At 65.2% G+C, this 16,793-nt stretch carries 15 protein-coding genes and 1 tRNA gene; 4 read left to right on the top strand and 12 right to left on the bottom strand.

Translation table 11 applies throughout. The features are described 5' to 3' along the window. Nucleotide 1: 1 nt before the first annotated feature. From C2138_RS04000 to argS, 10 genes are all read right to left on the bottom strand, one after another. A complete protein-coding gene (locus C2138_RS04000) occupies nucleotides 2-682 on the bottom strand; it encodes an L-threonylcarbamoyladenylate synthase (protein WP_108515721.1) in 681 nt (226 codons plus the stop codon). Nucleotides 683-782: 100 nt separating this feature from the next. Next, complete coding sequence (prmC, locus tag C2138_RS03995) at nucleotides 783-1,685, bottom strand: peptide chain release factor N(5)-glutamine methyltransferase (protein ID WP_108515719.1); 903 nt, start codon at nucleotides 1,683-1,685, stop codon at nucleotides 783-785. After that, nucleotides 1,645-2,724: a peptide chain release factor 1 gene (gene prfA, locus C2138_RS03990; RefSeq protein ID WP_108515717.1), complete on the bottom strand. Its 1,080-nt coding sequence runs from the start codon at nucleotides 2,722-2,724 to the stop codon at nucleotides 1,645-1,647. Before prfA ends, prmC begins: the two co-directional genes overlap by 41 nt. Before the next feature lie 2 nt (nucleotides 2,725-2,726). Beyond that, nucleotides 2,727-4,961: a transcription termination factor Rho gene (gene rho, locus C2138_RS03985; protein WP_108518772.1), complete on the bottom strand. Its 2,235-nt coding sequence runs from the start codon at nucleotides 4,959-4,961 to the stop codon at nucleotides 2,727-2,729. A gap of 219 nt (nucleotides 4,962-5,180) precedes the next feature. Next, nucleotides 5,181-6,122 carry a homoserine kinase gene (thrB, locus tag C2138_RS03980; protein WP_108515715.1) on the bottom strand — a complete coding sequence of 314 codons (942 nt, stop codon included), beginning with the start codon at nucleotides 6,120-6,122 and terminating at the stop codon, nucleotides 5,181-5,183. Then, nucleotides 6,119-7,201, bottom strand: coding sequence for a threonine synthase (gene thrC, locus C2138_RS03975; protein ID WP_108515713.1), 1,083 nt, complete (start codon nucleotides 7,199-7,201; stop codon nucleotides 6,119-6,121). Before thrC ends, thrB begins: the two co-directional genes overlap by 4 nt. Then, nucleotides 7,201-8,520, bottom strand: a complete 1,320-nt coding sequence (locus tag C2138_RS03970) for a homoserine dehydrogenase (protein ID WP_108515712.1) — start codon at nucleotides 8,518-8,520, stop codon at nucleotides 7,201-7,203. The genes thrC and C2138_RS03970 overlap by 1 nt, the downstream gene beginning before the upstream one ends. Beyond that, nucleotides 8,517-9,947 carry a diaminopimelate decarboxylase gene (gene lysA / locus C2138_RS03965; RefSeq protein ID WP_108515710.1) on the bottom strand — a complete coding sequence of 477 codons (1,431 nt, stop codon included), beginning with the start codon at nucleotides 9,945-9,947 and terminating at the stop codon, nucleotides 8,517-8,519. Before lysA ends, C2138_RS03970 begins: the two co-directional genes overlap by 4 nt. Nucleotides 9,948-10,045: 98 nt before the next feature. Then, nucleotides 10,046-10,741: an LmeA family phospholipid-binding protein gene (locus C2138_RS03960; protein WP_108515708.1), complete on the bottom strand. Its 696-nt coding sequence runs from the start codon at nucleotides 10,739-10,741 to the stop codon at nucleotides 10,046-10,048. Nucleotides 10,742-10,746: 5 nt separating this feature from the next. Continuing rightward, nucleotides 10,747-12,396 carry an arginine--tRNA ligase gene (gene argS, locus C2138_RS03955; protein WP_108515706.1) on the bottom strand — a complete coding sequence of 550 codons (1,650 nt, stop codon included), beginning with the start codon at nucleotides 12,394-12,396 and terminating at the stop codon, nucleotides 10,747-10,749. 111 nt (nucleotides 12,397-12,507) lie between these two features. On the opposite strand from argS, the gene C2138_RS03950 reads away from it, so the two are divergent. Continuing rightward, nucleotides 12,508-13,098 (top strand): hypothetical protein, encoded by a 591-nt coding sequence (locus C2138_RS03950; protein WP_108515704.1) that lies wholly within the window; start codon nucleotides 12,508-12,510, stop codon nucleotides 13,096-13,098. A gap of 73 nt (nucleotides 13,099-13,171) precedes the next feature. Continuing rightward, nucleotides 13,172-13,244, top strand: a tRNA-Arg gene (locus C2138_RS03945). A gap of 187 nt (nucleotides 13,245-13,431) precedes the next feature. On the opposite strand, the gene C2138_RS03940 is transcribed toward C2138_RS03945, so the two are convergent. Further along, nucleotides 13,432-13,614: a PspC domain-containing protein gene (locus C2138_RS03940; protein ID WP_108515702.1), complete on the bottom strand. Its 183-nt coding sequence runs from the start codon at nucleotides 13,612-13,614 to the stop codon at nucleotides 13,432-13,434. A gap of 260 nt (nucleotides 13,615-13,874) precedes the next feature. Between C2138_RS03940 and C2138_RS03935 the strand changes: the two genes are divergently transcribed. Then, the gene (locus C2138_RS03935) at nucleotides 13,875-14,915 is read left to right on the top strand and encodes a hypothetical protein (RefSeq protein ID WP_108515700.1); all 1,041 of its coding nucleotides are present in this window, start codon (nucleotides 13,875-13,877) and stop codon (nucleotides 14,913-14,915) included. Nucleotides 14,916-15,045: 130 nt separating this feature from the next. On the opposite strand, the gene C2138_RS03930 is transcribed toward C2138_RS03935, so the two are convergent. Beyond that, nucleotides 15,046-15,540 carry an ATP-dependent zinc protease family protein gene (locus C2138_RS03930; RefSeq protein WP_108515698.1) on the bottom strand — a complete coding sequence of 165 codons (495 nt, stop codon included), beginning with the start codon at nucleotides 15,538-15,540 and terminating at the stop codon, nucleotides 15,046-15,048. Nucleotides 15,541-15,565: 25 nt separating this feature from the next. On the opposite strand from C2138_RS03930, the gene C2138_RS03925 reads away from it, so the two are divergent. Beyond that, the gene (locus tag C2138_RS03925; protein ID WP_108515696.1) at nucleotides 15,566-16,750 is read left to right on the top strand and encodes a RimK family alpha-L-glutamate ligase; all 1,185 of its coding nucleotides are present in this window, start codon (nucleotides 15,566-15,568) and stop codon (nucleotides 16,748-16,750) included. Nucleotides 16,751-16,793 lie beyond the last annotated feature (43 nt).

Here is a 16,793-nt window from a genome sequence, read left to right as displayed (position 1 = left end):
CTCATGCGGTTGCGCCATCCGCCGGGGTCGAATCATCCGACACCGCCGCGATAGCCGCATAGATCGCTTCGTCGGAGATGGCTCCGTGGCGAACGATGCGAATCTCTCCCCCAGAACCGAGTGCCGTTGCATCGACGATCGTGGAACTCGCGGTTCCTCCGACTCCCCCGTCGAGATAGACCTCGACAGAATCGCCGAGCATGTCGCGCGCCTCGCTCACCGTCACGGCGGCGGGCTGTCCCGTGAGATTGGCCGATGACACGGCCAGAGGTCCCGTCTCGGCCAGCAGCTCTAGAGCGACACGATCGGCAGGCATTCGCAGGGCGACTGTTCCTGCCGTATCGCCGAGATCCCATTGCAAGGACTCCCGAGCCGGAAGAATCACGGTGAGGGCTCCGGGCCAAAACTCATCGACGAGCGCTCGCACCTCGTCGGGGACGTCCTCAGCGAGAGCATCGAGCGTTGCAAGACTGGGAATAAGCACGGGTGGCGGCGACTGCCGGCCCCGGCCTTTGGCATCCAACAGCCGCTGCACCGCTGCAGGGTTGAACGCATCGGCAGCGACGCCGTAGACGGTGTCGGTGGGCATGACAACGAGAGCGCCGCGAGAGATGGCCTTGCGCGCGAGTCGCATGCCGCTGAGGAGCTCTGTGGGATCGGAGCAATCGTGAATGGTCGCCATATCGCCGCCAATCCTACCCGTCGGCGCTCGACAGAAGCCGGGAGGGCACGGCAGATAGCGGCATCGAGTTGATCACAACTGGACGGGCGGGTGCGAGCGGCTACCGCAGCGCCGTTGTCGCGCGGTCACGGCCGAGCAGGTCGGGATGCGTCGAGATCGCCGACCAGCCATCGGCCCTCAGCAGCCCGCCGATCGCTGCCGCCTGCTCCTCGCCATGCTCGATCACAAGAACGCCACCGGCGTGCAGCAAGCGAAGGCCCGTCTTCGATACCGCGTGAACAGCATCCAAACCGTCCTCGCCGCCATACAGGGCATGCGGCGGGTCGAAGAGGTGCACCTCGGGGTCGCGGGGAACCGCAGCGGCAGGAATGTAGGGAGGGTTAGAGATCACAACGTCGACTATTCCGTCGAGGTCGGGGAATGCATGGGCCAGGTCTACGAACTCCAGAACAGCATTGGTCGCGCCGCTCTCATCGAAGTTGCGCCGGGTCCACGGAAACGCATCTGGCGAGTTTTCGGCCGCAAAGATTCTCGCGCGGGGAACCTCTGTAGCCATCGCCAAAGCAATAGCTCCTGAGCCGGAGCCCAGGTCGACGCCAATGGGACTGGGAACGGCAGACGTGTTCAGCGCATCGATCGCATACTGCACCACAAGTTCCGTCTCCGGCCGGGGCACGAAGACCCCAGGGCCGACGGCAAGCTCGAGGGATCTGAACGGAGCACGGCCGGTGATGTGCTGAAGCGGCTCACGGGCGGCCCGACGAGAAACGGCCGCGGTGATGGCTGCGACATTCTGTTCGTCGATATCGACACCCATGACGACCTTCGCCTGCACCTGCCCCCTGCTGAGGCCCAGAACGTGGCCGATCAGCAGCTCGGCGTCCACCTCGGCAGAGGGGATGCCGGCTGCCGCGAGATCGGCTACCGCCTGGCGCCGAATGTCGGCGAGAGAAGCTGACACGCTATGCCTGGTCGCCAATGTCGGCGAGCCTGGCCTCCTCATCCGCCTGGATGCAGGATTCGATGACCGGCCCCAGTGAGCCGTTCATGACCTGGTCAAGGTTGTAGGCCTTGTATCCAGTGCGGTGATCGGCAATGCGGTTCTCGGGAAAGTTGTACGTGCGGATGCGCTCGGAGCGGTCCATCGTGCGGATCTGCGTCTTGCGAGCAGCGCTATCGAGAGCGGCCTGTTCCTCCTGCTGGCGAGCCAGGATGCGGGCACGCAGCACGCGCATCCCCGCCTCGCGGTTCTGCAGCTGGCTCTTCTCGTTCTGCATCGACACCACGATGCCCGTGGGAAGGTGCGTGATGCGCACGGCGGAGTCGGTGGTGTTAACCGACTGGCCACCTGGCCCGCTCGAGCGGTACACGTCGATCTTGAGATCGTTCTGGCTGATCTCCACCTCTTCGGGCTCGTCAACCTCGGGGAACACCAGCACGCCGGTTGTCGACGTGTGGATGCGGCCCTGCGACTCCGTTGCCGGAACCCGCTGCACACGGTGAACGCCACCCTCGTACTTGAGGTGGGCCCACACGCCCTGCGACGGGTCCGTTGCGTTGGACTTGATCGCCAGCTGGACATCCTTATACCCACCGAGATCGCTCTCGGTTCGGTCGAGGAGCTCGGTCTTCCAGCCCTTCGACTCGGCGTAGTGCATGTACATGCGCAGCAGATCGGCGGCGAAGAGAGCGCTTTCGGCGCCTCCTTCTCCACCCTTGATCTCCATGATCACGTCGCGCCCATCGTCGGGGTCGCGCGGGATCAGCAGACGCCGAAGCTTCTCCTGAGTAGTGGCGACGCTCTCCTCAAGGCTAGGAATCTCCTCGGCGAAGGTTTCGTCCTCTTTGGCGAGCTCGCGAGCTGCCGCGAGGTCGTCCGTAGCCTCAAGCCAATGCTCGTGCGCAGCCTTGATCTGGCTGAGCTCGGCATAGCGTCGGTTAATCTTCTTGGCTCTGGCCGCATCCGCGTGAACGGCGGGATCAGACAGTTGCTTCTGCAGATCCTCATGCTCGGCCAGCAGCACCGCTACTGACTCGAACATGACTAGTCCTTCTCGGTCTTGCCGGCGGCGGTCGGGAGCGACTTCTGAATCTGCATGAGGAACTCGACGTTAGACGTCGTCTCCTTGAGCTTGCCCAGAACGATCTCGAGGGCCTGCTGCGTGTCGACACCCGCAAGGGCGCGACGCAGCTTCCAGGTGACCTTGACCTCGTCGACGCCCATGAGCATCTCCTCGCGGCGCGTGCCGGAGGCGTTGACGTCAACCGCAGGGAAGATGCGCTTGTCAGCAAGCTGACGCGACAGGCGCAGCTCCATGTTGCCGGTGCCCTTGAACTCCTCGAAGATGACCTCGTCCATCTTGGAACCGGTCTCGACGAGCGCGGTTGCCAGGATGGTCAGCGAGCCGCCGTCCTCAATATTGCGAGCGGCGCCGAAGAAACGCTTGGGCGGGTAGAGCGCCGACGAGTCGACACCACCGGAGAGGATGCGACCGGATGCCGGGGCAGCCAGGTTGTAGGCACGGCCGAGGCGCGTGATCGAGTCGAGCAGCACGACGACGTCGTGGCCGAGCTCGACGAGGCGCTTGGCGCGCTCGATGGCGAGTTCGGCAACCGTCGTGTGGTCTTCGGCGGGGCGGTCGAAGGTGGAGGCGATGACCTCACCCTTGACGGTGCGCTGCATGTCGGTGACCTCTTCAGGCCGCTCGTCGACGAGAACGACCATGAGGTGAACCTCGGGGTTGTTCTTGGCGATCGCGTTGGCGATGGCCTGGAGTACGAGCGTCTTGCCGGCCTTGGGCGGCGAGACGATGAGGCCGCGCTGGCCCTTGCCGATGGGCGACACGAGGTCGATGATGCGGGTCGTCAGCTTCTGCGGCTCCGTCTCAAGGCGCAGGCGCTCCGAGGGGTAGAGCGGGGTCAGCTTGCCGAACTCGACGCGGTCGCCAGCCTGCTCCACCGGGAGGCCGTTGATCGTGTCGATCTTGACGATCGCGTTGTACTTCTGGCGACCACCCTGGTTGTCACCATCACGCGGCTGACGGATGGCGCCAACGACGGCGTCACCCTTGCGCAGGTTGTACTTCTTGACCTGGCCGAGCGAGACGTAAACATCGTTGTTGCCGGGGAGGTATCCGGTCGTGCGCACGAAGGCATAGTTGTCGAGAACGTCGAGGATGCCGGCGACGGGGATGAGTACGTCGTCGTCGCTGATCTCGGGCTCGAAGTCATCGTTGCCGCCGCCGCGACGCTTGCGGTCACGGTAACGACCGCGGCCTCCGCGCTCATCGTCGTGCTGGCGCTCCTGCTGCTGACGCTCGGTCTGCTGGCGGTCGCCCTGCTGGCGGTCCTGCTGCTGACGGCGCTGGCCGCGGTCATCCTGACCGTTGTCGTCACGGTCGTTCTGGTCGCCGCGCTGGTTGCCCTTCTGGGCGTCGCGCTGACCATCACGCTGGTTGTCGCGGTTCTCACGGTTGTCGCGGTCACGGTCGCGGTCACGGTCGCGGTTTTCGCCACGCTGGGAGTCGTTCTTCTCGCCCTTGCGGTTGCGGTTGCGGTTGCGGCTGCGCTGCGGGCGCTCCGAGTTCTCGTCGTCATCACCGGAGTCGGCGCTGTCGTCACCTGAGCCAGAGGTCGTGTCGATCTCTGCCTTGTCGTTTGCCTTGTCGTTCTGGTCGGCGTTCTCCCCCCGGGCGGGACGACGTCCACGGCCACGGGCAGGCGCCTCGGTCTCGGCGGTCTCAGAGGCGGCCGGAGCGGACTCTGCACCGGCGGGCTGTGCAGCGGCGGGCTCTGCTGCCACGGTGTCAACACCGGACTCGGCACCATTGGCGTGCTCAGCGGCCACCTTGGGTGCGGTGCGCTTGCGGGCGGGAGCCTTGCGGGCGGGCTTCTCTGCCTCGGCCGCGGCATTCTCAACCGCTGTGTCTGCAGCGGCCGCGGGAGCGGCCTGCTCGACGGGTGCTGCCTTCTCGGCGGGCGCGGCCTTTTCGGCAGGCGCTGCCTTTTCGGCAGGCGCGGAGGTCGTCGTGATGACGCCCCCCGTTGCCGTTGCCCGGCGTGGGGCACGCTTGCGCGGCGCGGTTGCTACGGCCTCTGCCGGAGCATCCTGAGCCGCCGTCTGCACGGGAGCAGACGCGGTCTGCGCAGGCGCTGCCTGGTCGGATGATGAAGTGTTCTGGGTCTCGTTGATTGCGTCCACGAGGGCTCCTTTACGAAGTTTGGTAACGCCGGTAATGCCGAGCGACGCCGCGAGAGCCTGGAGCTCGGGAAGGCGCATGGCTGCCAGATCGGCGGGACGGACTGTGTGATCAGTCACTAAGAGGGTTCCTTTCCCCTGTCAGACACCGAAGTCGGGAATCGCATACGGCGGGTCTGAGGAGAGCTTGTCGCACCACGACCCGGGGCCTGAACGGAGCGCAGGCCGAGACGGGGGCGAAGAGATGCTGGTGATGGTGCAACCCGTGGCACGAACAAGATCGCTCGCGCGTAGCAAAACCTAAGATTTCGCCGGGTGCACGTTCACTGTAGCACCTTTGAAGTCGACGGCGAGCATGAGCGCCTGCCACGGCGAGCCGCCATGATTGGCCACTACCTGCGCTGCTTCGAGGCGTTGAGCGGGGTCACTGCAGAGCACGAGCACAGAGGGCCCTGCGCCAGAAACCACGGCAGCAAGACCGTGCGATCGAAGCTCCTCCACGAGGCCGACCGTCTCGGGCATCGCGCTCGCGCGGTAGCTCTGGTGAAGCTTGTCTTCTGTCGCGTCGTGCAGAAGCTCAGGGCTCTGGATGAGCGCGGCGATCAGCAGAGCTGAGCGCGAAACGTTGAACGCGGCATCCTCGTGAGGAACCGTGACGGGCCTCAAGCTGCGGGCGAGCTCGGTTGACATCGTCTTTTCGGGAACACAGATAAGAGGAGAGACCCCCCTGTGCACCATGAGCTTCTTGTGCTGCGGCCCCTTGTCGGAGGTCCAGGCGATTGTTAGCCCGCCAAAAAGCGCAGGGGCAACATTGTCGGGATGCCCCTCCAACTCAGAGGCCAGCGCGAGAAGCGCATTCGAGTCGATGTCGACGATGCCGTCGAGCAGACCCTTTGCCGCCATGATGCCGGCGACGATCGCCGCACCGGATGACCCGAGCCCTCGGCCGTGCGGGATGCGGTTGTGAGCCACAAGGTCGAGACCCGGCAGTTGCACGCCGTAGCGCTCAAAGGTGAAGGCAATCGTGCGCACAACCAGGTTGTGCTCGTCGGTGGGGACCTCGCCCTCCCCCACACCGTGAATCTCTACCCGGGCGCCGGGCCGCTCACTCGTGGTGACCTCAAGGTCGTCATAGAGCGAGAGAGCGAGGCCGAGCGTGTCGAATCCCGGCCCGAGGTTGGCACTCGTGGCAGGAACCCTAACCGAGACCGACCTGCCGGTCGGGGCAGCAGTCGCGGTCATGCCGTCGCTTTCGCCAATCCGAGTACCCCAGCGATCTCCGCGGTGTCGACGGGGACAACCGTGGGCTGAACGTCGGAACCATCGGCGGCGCGAAGAGCCCACTGGGGGTCCTTGAGGCCGTGGCCGGTGACGGTGAGAACGACGGTGGCGCCGGCGGGAATCTGCCCAGCATCCGCGCGCTCGAGCAGCCCTGCAACGCTGATGGCCGACGCGGGCTCGACGAAGATGCCGACCTCTGCCGAAAGGATGCGGTGCGCCTCGAGGATCTTGTCGTCGGAGATCGCGCCGAAGTATCCGTTGCTCGTCTCGCGGGCAGCAATGGCGAGCTCCCACGATGCGGGGTTGCCGATGCGGATCGCGCTGGCGATCGTGTCGGGGTTCTTGACGACGTGGCCCGTCACGATCGGAGCGCTTCCCGCGGCCTGGAAGCCGAACATGCGGGGAAGCTTGGTGGAGACTCCGCGCTCAAGCTCCTCGCTGTAACCGCGGAAGTACGCGGTGTAGTTGCCGGCGTTACCCACGGGGATGAAGTGGAAGTCTGGCGCGTCTTCGAGAACCTCGACGACCTCGAAGGCCGCCGTCTTCTGGCCCTCGATGCGGTCGTTATTGACCGAGTTGACGAGGTGAACCGGGTAGTTGGCGGCGAGGTCGCGGGCGATGTCGAGGCAGTCATCGAAGTTGCCCTGCACCTGCAAGAGCTGCGCGTTGTGGGCGATTGCCTGGGCAAGCTTGCCCATGGCGATCTTGCCTTCTGGCACGAGTACGGCGGCGGTGATGCCGGCGTGCGTTGCATACGCCGCGGCCGACGCCGAGGTGTTGCCGGTCGACGCGCAGATGACTGCCTTAGCTCCGGCCTCAACAGCCTTGGAGACGGCCATCGTCATGCCGCGGTCCTTGAAGGAGCCGGTCGGGTTCATTCCCTCGTACTTGACCCAGACCTTCGCGCCAGTGCGAGCGGAGAGAGCGGGAGCGGGGAGGAGGGGGGTGCCACCCTCGCCGAGGGTAATGATGGGCGTCGCATCCGTTACGTCGAGACGGTCTGCATACTCGCGGAGAACCCCGCGCCACTGGTGGGCCATTAGGAACCTTCTACTCGGAGGACTGAGGTGACTGATCTCACGGTGTCGATGCTCGACAGGGCGGTAACGGTTGCGGCGAGAGCCGCTTCCGACGCCTCGTGAGTGCCAATCACCAGGGTAGCGGGGGCGGGGGTGCCATCGTCACTCGGCGCACCAACGGTCTGCACAACCGTTTCAACCGAGACGCCGTGGTCGCTGAACAGTGCGGCGATCGTGGCGAGCACACCCGTGCGGTCGTTGACCAAAAGGGTGATGTGGTAGCGGGTCGTGACGCTGCCGATGGGCAGGATAGGCAGATCCGAGTTGGTTGACTCGGCTACGCCGGGGCCGCCAACGACGTGGCGACGAGCAGCAGACACGAGGTCGCCCAGAACAGCGGATGCTGTCTCGATTCCGCCAGCTCCTGCGCCATAGAACATGAGGTCGCCTGCGGCCTCGGCCTCGACGAAGACGGCGTTCTTGGCACCGTGCACAGCGGCGAGCGGGTGAGTTCGGGGAACCAGCGCCGGATAGACCCGCGCGCTGACACCGTCGATGCCCTCGGCATCGGTAACTCGCTCGCAGATGGCGAGCAGCTTGATGACGTAGCCGGCGGAGCGGGCGGCCTCAACCTGCGCCGCCGTGATGGCTGTGATGCCCTCGCGGTAGACGCTCTCGATGGGAACGGTCGTGTGAAACGCGAGGCTTGCCAAGATCGCGGCCTTCTGGGCCGCGTCATATGCCTCGATGTCGGCCGTGGGGTCCGCCTCGGCATAGCCGAGCTCGGTGGCCGTCGCCAGAGCATCCTCGAGGCTCTGCCCCTCGGTGTCCATGCGATCAAGGATGAAGTTGGTGGTTCCGTTGACGATTCCCAGGATGCGCTGAACATGGTCGCCCGCGAGGCTGTCGCGCAGGGGGCGGATGATGGGGATGGCGCCGGCGACGGCGGCCTCGTAATAGAGCTGAGCGCCGACCTGCTCCGCCATTGCGAACAGTTCTGGCCCGTGGGTGGCGATGAGCGCCTTGTTGGCGGTGACCACATCGGCCCCCGAGGTGAGCGCCTGCATGATGAGCGTGCGGGCAGGCTCGATGCCTCCAATGAGCTCGATCACGATGTCGGCGCCCAGAATGAGGGACTCAGCATCGGTGGTCAGCAGCTCGCGCGGGATCTCGGCCGTGCGCGGGGCGTCGATGTCCCGAACAGCTACTCCGACGAGCTCAAGGCCCGCACCAACGCGGCTCGCGAGCTCATCGCCGTGCTTCTGCAACTGGGCGACAACCTGCGCACCCACCGATCCTGCGCCCAGGAGGGCGACTCGGAGATTGCGGTACTCGATCATAGATTTCCGTTTCTCTGCTCTGCAGTGGTGAGGCCAGCATCCCGCGACAGCAGGTCGGCCTCGGTCTCGCCTCGAACGATGATGCGGGACTGCCCGTCGCGCACGGCGACAACCGCGGGACGGGCGAGATAGTTGTAGTTGCTGGAGAGCGCCCAGCAGTAGGCGCCCGTCGCGGGAACCGCGAGCAGGTCGCCCGAGCGCACATCGGCGGGCAGGTAGTCGGCGTGGACGACGATGTCGCCGCTCTCGCAGTGCTTGCCGGCGACGCGCACGAGCGCGGGGTCGGCATCGGATGTTCGGCTCGCGATGCGCACGGTGTAATCAGCCCCATAGAGCGCCGGGCGAAGATTGTCGCTCATGCCACCGTCGACACTCACGTACTTGCGCACGGCCGTCGCCGACTCGTCGTCGCCCAGCGCGACCGAAACATCTTTGATCGTTCCGACCTCGTACAGGGTGAAGGTAGATGGGCCGATGATCGAACGGCCAGGTTCCACCGCAATGACGGGAACCGGGATGCCGAGGCGAGCGGATTCTGCAGCGACGATGGAGGCCAGCGCAGAGGCGATCTCGTCGATCGGCATAGCGTGGTCGACGCTCGTATAGGCGATGCCGAAACCGCCGCCGAGGTTGAGCTCGGGAACGGGACCGCCCTCAAGGAGCTGGGCCTGCAGCGTCATGAGACGTCGAGCCGATTCGCCGAAGCCATCGGAGCCAAAGATTTGGGAGCCGATGTGGGCGTGAAGCCCGATGAACTCGAGCGACTCGTGCGACCGAATCAGTTCGACGATCGACGCGGCATCCGCAAGCGTGATGCCGAACTTTTGGTCCTCGCGGGCGGTGGCCAGATACTCGTGGGTGCTCGCGTGCACTCCGCTGTTAACGCGCAGTCTCACCTTTTGCCGCACATCGTGGCGCGAGGCCGCCTCGGCGACTCTGCCGACCTCCTCGACGCTGTCGATCACAATGACGCCGATGCCGGAGCCGACAGCGCGATCGATCTCGGCCACGGACTTATTGTTGCCGTGCAGGCCGATGCGCGCAGCATCCACTCCCGCCGCCAGGGCGACGGCAAGCTCGCCCCCCGACGCGACATCGATGTAGAGGCCCTCCTCCGTGACCCAGCGAGCCACCTCCGCCGACAAAAACGCCTTGCCCGCGTAGTAGACCTTGGCTGCGCTGCCGATAGCCGCGAACTCGCGGTCGAATGCCTCGCGAGTCTCGCGGGCGCGCGACCGGACATCCGCCTCGTCCATTACATAGAGAGGGGTGCCGTAACGGGCGGCAAGCTCGGTAGCGGAGACTCCCCCGACCTCAATGACACCATCGGCGGCCCGCTCGACCGAACGAGCCCAGACCTCGCGCACGAGCTCATTGGCATCGGCCGGCTCGGCAAGCCAGTCGGGGGCAAGAGGGTTGGCGGTCACACAGGCCTCACGGGGTCGAAGGAACTTGATCGTGTCGACGCCGGCGCACAGATACTCGTAGCGCCGGGCACACTCTGGGAATTCTATTACGCGACGCGCTACTCGCCCGTCTCTGCCCCCTGCGCAGCACACGATCCCTTGCGTGCAAGCGCATCGAGATCGACCGGGACATCGGCACCATGAGCCGTGAGATTGAGCGTAGAAGTCTTGGCCTCAACCCCCGTGATCGTGAAGCTCTCGGGCAGCAGGCTTGCCGTGCACACCGAAAAACCCAGCCCCGTGATGTCGACGAGCTGAGTGAGGTCGAGGGTGACGGCATCGGCGGCCGTGACGCCGGTGGGCGTAAGCACCAGGTAGCCGCCATCGATTGTGGGCGCGACGGTCGCCGAGAATGGCACGGTCAGGCCGAGAACATCGATCGAAGAGTCGAGCTCGATTCCGTTGGCGACAAGTCGAACCGCCCCCGCGAATCCGGCATTCTCGGCGAGGGCCGAGACCCCCTCCTCCCCGATCGCCAGATCGACATCCACATCGTCGAGGCTCCCCGAAACGGTCTGGAGCAGCATCGAGAAGCCGTTGATCGTGACATCGACAGTCGAATCGGAGCCCGGGATGCGCTTCTTAATCTCGGCCTCAGCGCGCGTCTCGGCGAAATCGCGCAGGCCCATATCAACGATCACGGCCGCCCCGCCGAGGATGACGACCGTGATGAGAAGCCCCACGGTAATGCGAAGAGCCTTGCGACCCGCCCGACGCTCGCCGGGCCGGTAAGAGGTCTCGGGTCGTCGGGCCATGGGCGCTACATCCTTTCGGGGGCGTCTACTCCGAGCAGGCCGAGCGCGTTGCGCAGCACCTGCCCCGTCGCATCATTAAGCCACAGACGGGTGCCGTGCACGGCCTCGACAGGCGCATCGCCCTGAGGAGTTACGCGGCAGTTGTCGTACCAGCGGTGGTAAGCCCCCGCGAGCTCCTCCGCATAGCGGGCCACCCGGTGCGGCTCGCGCAGCTCAGCGGCCTGAAGAACGATGCGGGGGAACTCCGCGAGAGACCCGAGCAGAATGCTCTCGGCTTCGTGGCTGAGCAGGCTCGCGTCGAACGTGTCGCGTGAGACGCCGGCGGCCTCGGCATTGCGCGAAACCTGGTTGGTTCGAGCGTGCGCATACTGCACATAAAAAACCGGGTTGTCGTTGGTGCGGCGTTGCAAAACCTCGGGGTCGAGCGTGAGCGGCGAATCCGCCGGGTAGCGCGCGAGCGAGTAGCGCAGAGCATCCGTTCCGAGCCAGGCCTGAAGATCATTGAGCTCGATGATGTTGCCGGCGCGCTTCGAGAGCTTGGCACCGTTGATCGACACGAGCTGGCCGATGAGCACCTCGACATCTTTCTGCGGGTCTTCGCCGGATGCGCCCGCAATTGCCTTAATGCGGTGAACGTAACCGTGGTGGTCGGCGCCGAGCAGGTAGATCTTGTGGTTGAAGCCGCGATCGGTCTTGCTCAGGTAGTAGGCGGCGTCGGCGGCGAAGTAGGTGTAGATGCCGTTGCCGCGCTTGATGACGCGATCTTTGTCGTCGCCGAAGTCGGTCGTGCGCACCCAGATCGCGTCGTCTTCGTCGTAGACGTGACCCTGCTCGCGCAGACGGTCGACGGCCCGGTCGATGGCGCTGGGGTTGCCCTCGTGGAGGGTGCGCTCCGAGAACCACACGTCGAACTCCACGTTGAAGCGGGCCAGGGAATCCTTGATCTCCTGCAGCTGCAGCTGGTAGCCGAGCTCGCGCGCCAGTGCGAGGGCCGTCTCGTCGTCGAGTTCGAGCAGATTCGGTTCGAGCTCGAGCACGCCCTTGGCCAGATCGGTGACGTACTGGCCCGGGTAACCGTTCTCCGGGGTCGGCTCGCCCTTGGCGGCAGCAAGAATGCTCGCCCCAAAGTTGTTCATTTGGTTGCCAGCGTCATTGATGTAGAACTCGTTGGTCACATCCGCCCCCGCAGCGCGCAGAACGCGACCGAGCGAGTCGCCCAGCGCGGCCCAGCGGGTGTGGCCGATGTGCAGCGGGCCGGTGGGGTTGGCCGAGACGAACTCGAGGTTGATCTTCTGCCCGGCCAAACCATCGCTCGTGCCGTAGGCAGCGCCCTGCTCGACGATGCTCTTGGCGAGCGCGCCGGCCGCAGCGGCATCCAGCGTGATGTTAATGAAGCCGGGGCCAGCAACGTCGACCGACGCGACACCGTCGACCTTTGCGATGCCCTCGGCGAGCGCCGTGGCGATCTCCCGCGGGTTAGAGCCGAGCGGCTTAGCAATCTTGAGGGCCACGCTCGATGCCCAGTCACCGTGATCCCGGTTCTTGGGTCGGTCGAGACGCACATCGTCGATCGAGACGGACACGGTGCCCTCCCGCGACGCAACCAGGGCGTTAACGATGTCGAGAATGCGGGCGGAGAGTTCAGCGGGAGTCACTCCCGAATTCTACCGGCCCGCTGGCTGCATGCTTGCGGCATGGCGGGTGCTGGGGCCCTCGACCGGCGGGGCAACCCTCTGGCCCGGCCCCGCAGACGGCACAATAGGAGGGTGACCATTGCCCAGCATCCTCGCCGTATCGCCCGCATCGCCGCAATCGCCGCCGTCGCCGTGGTGGCGCTCAGCGGATGCGCCCCCGAAAGCAGCGAGCACGGGGCATCCCACTCCCCCAGCGCGAGCCCGAGCGCGAGCGCGAGCAGCGGCGCATCCCCTGAGCCGAGTTCACCGGCCGTCGATGAATCGACCGCCGTTGGGGTGAGCTGCGACGACATCATCACGGCGCAGAACCTCTACGACTTCAACCCGAACTACTCCCGCATCGATGCGCCAGCATCCGTGAGCGCCACTGCGAAAGAGGCCATCGACCGCAAGGGCATCGCCTGCTTCTACGTGAATCAGACCAGCGGCGAGGTCATCACCGTGACCGTGGCGACGCCGGGCCCGACCAAGCTTGCGGCGCTACGCAGCGAGCTCACGGCCAGCGCAACCGCCGCCCCCGCCCTCGGGGATGCCTGGTTCGCCGATGGTCAAGCGACGGTGCTCGCTGGCAGCACCTACTGGATCACGGTCTCGTCCGACGCCTTCTACGAGGGCGTCGACGCCCAGCAGCTCGTCACCTACGTCACCAGCCACCTCGGCTGAGGCCCGGCCGCCCCTCTCGGGCTGCTAACCTAGACAAGCGCTCCGGGCCTCCACGCCCGGAGCGCACACATCCGCCCTCGTAGCTCAGGGGATAGAGCGCCGGTTTCCGGTACCGAAGGTCGGGGGTTCGAATCCCTCCGAGGGCACTTCTGTCAGTTCTCAAGCCAGTCTGGACTTTTCTCATGAAGTCTGGACAAACGCATGACTTCAGGCATACCGGCCGTACTGCGCGGATGTAGTAACTAGGGCCGCAGTGAGCATCCTCAGCCTCGACAACTAGTTCGAACAATTAGTTCGGGCGAGGCAGGTCTGCAGACCCTGTGATCAAGCGAGTTAGAAATCGTCTTGCGGCATAAGCAGCCACAAGGCGATGTAGACGAACACGGTCACACCTGCAAAGAGGGCACCGACGAGCGTTATGACTCGCAGGACAGATGCATCCCAGCCCAGCTGCCTAGCTATGCCCCCGCAGACCCCGCCGATCATCTTTCCTTTACGAATCCTTGTGAGTTTCATTCACCCACCATCCCAGGGATTGGCATTGTCCACCAGCACGATCCGACGCGTCGCGGTGGTGATCAAACGTAAGGTCGGGCGTGGCCTGCGCGTTCAGGTCCTACCTGCCATCTGACGCGCGGCTCTGTTCGGAAGCTAACAGCCGCGCGGTTTTCCACGTCCACCCGCCCGGCGGGGTGGTAGGCAATGGTGTCGCAGTCGCGAAGGTTCCGTCGCCACCATCGTGGGCCGTGCGGCCACTCACCCCCTAGTCTCAGCACATGGTTCACGATCCTGCTGGCGAAGGCTGGCTACACGGCCCCCGCGGCCGGCGGGCGATCGCGAGCCTGCTCGCGTCGGCTGAACCCGCACTGTGGACGCTTCAGTGGCACGCGGCTCAGGCACCGCGCGACTCGGGGATGACCGAAGAGTTCGCGCAGTCGATCGTCGAATTCGCCGACGCTAATCCCAACGATTTCAACGACGAAGCCGTACGTGAATGCCTCTTCGACGCCACATCATCCGCAATGTACTGGCAACCGCCCGACGAGGTAGACCTCCTCTTGGCTAGCCCGGCAATAGTTGCGGCGCTAACGCCGGTAGCGCGCAGAGTCGCGGCATCGCCTGCATCCGCGTGGTGGCGATCCCCCGTTGATCTCGACAACCAGCACTACGTGCAGTGGACGGGCGACCCCACGATCGACCCGCCGCTACTGAGTGGCGCAGCGGATCGCGTGGCTGCGTGGAAGGCGAAATCACTCGCGAGCGAGCGCAACGCAGCGGCCATGTCCGCGGAGCTTAGTTCCCGCTGGACGGGCGCCTGGTGGTCGACACCGGCGCACGCCAATCTGGTCACCACTACGTGCGGACTGCCTGAGTTAGGGGCGGCGAATCTGGCGTTCATCGAAGACACTCTGGGTTGGACCACGGCCACAGTGTGGCCCCTTCGCCCGGGAAGCGGATGCCGCGTCTACGAAATAACCGGGCCGGATGCTTGGACCGCCCTGGTCGGGCGCTATCCGCTCGACGTGACACGCTCCCGACGCCCTGACTGGTTTCACACGACCGGGCACGATGGACCGTGGTGGATTCCGGACTGGAGCGCCGTTGCGGGCGACTTCGACGCCGTGCACCTCACGGTGAGCGGCTACCTCAGCACCGCCGGTCGTGCGCTGCCGGCCGGTGGTGCCCACACGGTATTTGCCGGATGGGGACCCGACGAGACCTGGTGGCTCGGCGATGTTCTCGAACTAGCCGGCGACCCGGTCGACTGGCGTCGTGACTACGCATCACCGAGTAACACGGCGTGGCAACGGGCCTAGCGACCGCGATTAGTGAGGACGTTTGGGCCGGGCCGGCACCCCCGCACGTGAGTGGTCAGTTTCGGCGCCAAAAGAAGAGTTTTGGTGCCAAAAGTGACCGCTCATGGGCCGATGGCAGAAAAGGCGCAGATTAGCGGCCGCGATTAGCCCTGCGGATCTCGCGCGGGGCACGACCGGCCGCGAACGACTGCGACGAGTCGACAATGAAACCCTGCTGAAGCGCCTCGCGGCCCAGGAGCATCCTGAACCCCATCGAGTCGCGGTTGGCGAGGGTCACCTCGGCGGTGACGGTTCGCCCGGCGAGGGCGACGTCGAGCAGCACGACAATGCGCTCCTGCTCGTGGCCGGAAGAGCTGCGCACCACACGTCGATCATGGACGGGCCGCACAATGGTGACGGCGTCGGCCTCTGACTCCTGCCACGGGTGAATTGAGAACCTCACCTGTTCGGTCGCAGTATCAGACCCAGCTGGGCCATCGGAGAACACCTCGACATCAAAAGCGTGCAAGCTTGAGGTGCGTGCCCCCGTGTCGAGCTTTGCCTTGATCCAGGGCACTTCCACACCCGGCAGACTCACCCACTCGCGCCATCCGACGATGGTGCTTAGATAGGTGTTCTCTGTCATCCCCCCATCATCTCAGGGCTGCCCAATGAAACTCGCCATCCTCTCTCGCGCGCCACAGTCGTATTCGACTCAGCGGCTTCGTTCGGCTGCCCAGCAGCGCGGGCACACCGTCAAGGTGCTCAACACCCTGCGGTTCGCAATCGACCTTGCCGGCCCGGAGCCGGACCTGCACTTTAGGGGGCGCCCGCTCTCGGTCTACGACGCGATTCTCCCCCGCATCGGCAACTCGATCACCTACTTCGGCACCGCCGTGGTTCGCCAGTTCGAGCAGATGGATGTCTACACACCCAACACCGCGAACGGCATCGTCAACGCGCGAGACAAGCTGCGGGCGACCCAAATTCTCTCCCGCCACAACATCGCGATGCCCGCGACCGCGTTCGTGCGCAACCGTGCGGATGTGAGGCCGGCCATCGAGCAGGTCGGCGGCGCGCCCGTCGTGATCAAGCTTTTGGAGGGCACCCAGGGCATTGGTGTGATTCTGGCCCCGGATGCGAAGGTCGCCGAGGCGATCATCGAGACACTGCACTCCACCAAGCAGAACGTGCTGATTCAGCAGTTCATTGCCGAGAGTCGTGGCCGCGACATCCGCGCTCTCGTCGTGGGTGACCGTGTTGTTGCGGCGATGCGGCGCAGTGCGGTGGGCGACGAGTTCCGGTCAAATGTGCACCGTGGAGGCTCGGTCGAGCCCGTTGAACTGACGCCGGAGTATGAGCGCGCCGCCGTGCGCTCCGCCCAGATCATGGGTCTCAAGATCGCCGGGGTCGACATGCTCGAGGGCAACGACGGCCCCCTCGTGATGGAGGTCAACTCCTCCCCTGGCCTGCAGGGCATCGAGGCGGCCACCAAACTCGACGTTGCTGGCGCAATCATCGACTACATCTCCAATGAGGTCGCATTCCCCGACATCGACATTCGCCAGCGTCTGGCCGTTTCGACCGGTTACGGTGTTGCCGAACTGGTCGTCCACTCGGGCGCCGACCTCGTGGGCAAGACCCTCGGCGAATCCGGCCTGCTGGAGCGCGACATCACGGTGCTCACGCTGAACCGCGGAACCACCGTGATTCCGAACCCCCGCGCGCGCCAGGTGCTGCAGCCCGAGGACCGCCTGTTGTGCTTCGGCAAGACAGAAGAGATGCGCTCGCTCAACCCGACCCGCCGCCGGGCCAGGGTGCGCAAGCTTCCGAAGAAGGTAGAAGAAGCCAGTTGACGGTTGTGCGCGCTAGTCTCGTGAGCCTCACCGGCTAAAGGAG

Origin of the sequence: Salinibacterium hongtaonis, assembly GCF_003065485.1 — a bacterium.
Taxonomy (GTDB): Bacteria; Actinomycetota; Actinomycetes; order Actinomycetales; family Microbacteriaceae; genus Homoserinimonas; species Homoserinimonas hongtaonis.
Note: the sequence above shows the minus strand (reverse complement) of the source record. Positions and strands in the feature narration are given on the sequence as shown.

Bases quoted from the DNA above. Each gene is read 5' to 3' on its own strand.
- C2138_RS04000 (WP_108515721.1), bottom strand. From the start codon at position 682: ATGGCGACCATTCACGATTGCTCCGATCCCACAGAGCTCCTCAGCGGC.
- prmC (WP_108515719.1), bottom strand. From the start codon at position 1,685: ATGAGGAGGCCAGGCTCGCCGACATTGGCGACCAGGCATAGCGTGTCA.
- prfA (WP_108515717.1), bottom strand. From the start codon at position 2,724: ATGTTCGAGTCAGTAGCGGTGCTGCTGGCCGAGCATGAGGATCTGCAG.
- rho (WP_108518772.1), bottom strand. From the start codon at position 4,961: ATGCGCCTTCCCGAGCTCCAGGCTCTCGCGGCGTCGCTCGGCATTACC.
- thrB (WP_108515715.1), bottom strand. From the start codon at position 6,122: ATGACCGCGACTGCTGCCCCGACCGGCAGGTCGGTCTCGGTTAGGGTT.
- thrC (WP_108515713.1), bottom strand. From the start codon at position 7,201: ATGGCCCACCAGTGGCGCGGGGTTCTCCGCGAGTATGCAGACCGTCTC.
- C2138_RS03970 (WP_108515712.1), bottom strand. From the start codon at position 8,520: ATGATCGAGTACCGCAATCTCCGAGTCGCCCTCCTGGGCGCAGGATCG.
- C2138_RS03960 (WP_108515708.1), bottom strand. From the start codon at position 10,741: ATGGCCCGACGACCCGAGACCTCTTACCGGCCCGGCGAGCGTCGGGCG.
- C2138_RS03940 (WP_108515702.1), bottom strand. From the start codon at position 13,614: ATGAAACTCACAAGGATTCGTAAAGGAAAGATGATCGGCGGGGTCTGC.
- C2138_RS03935 (WP_108515700.1), top strand. From the start codon at position 13,875: ATGGTTCACGATCCTGCTGGCGAAGGCTGGCTACACGGCCCCCGCGGC.
- C2138_RS03930 (WP_108515698.1), bottom strand. From the start codon at position 15,540: ATGACAGAGAACACCTATCTAAGCACCATCGTCGGATGGCGCGAGTGG.
- C2138_RS03925 (WP_108515696.1), top strand. From the start codon at position 15,566: ATGAAACTCGCCATCCTCTCTCGCGCGCCACAGTCGTATTCGACTCAG.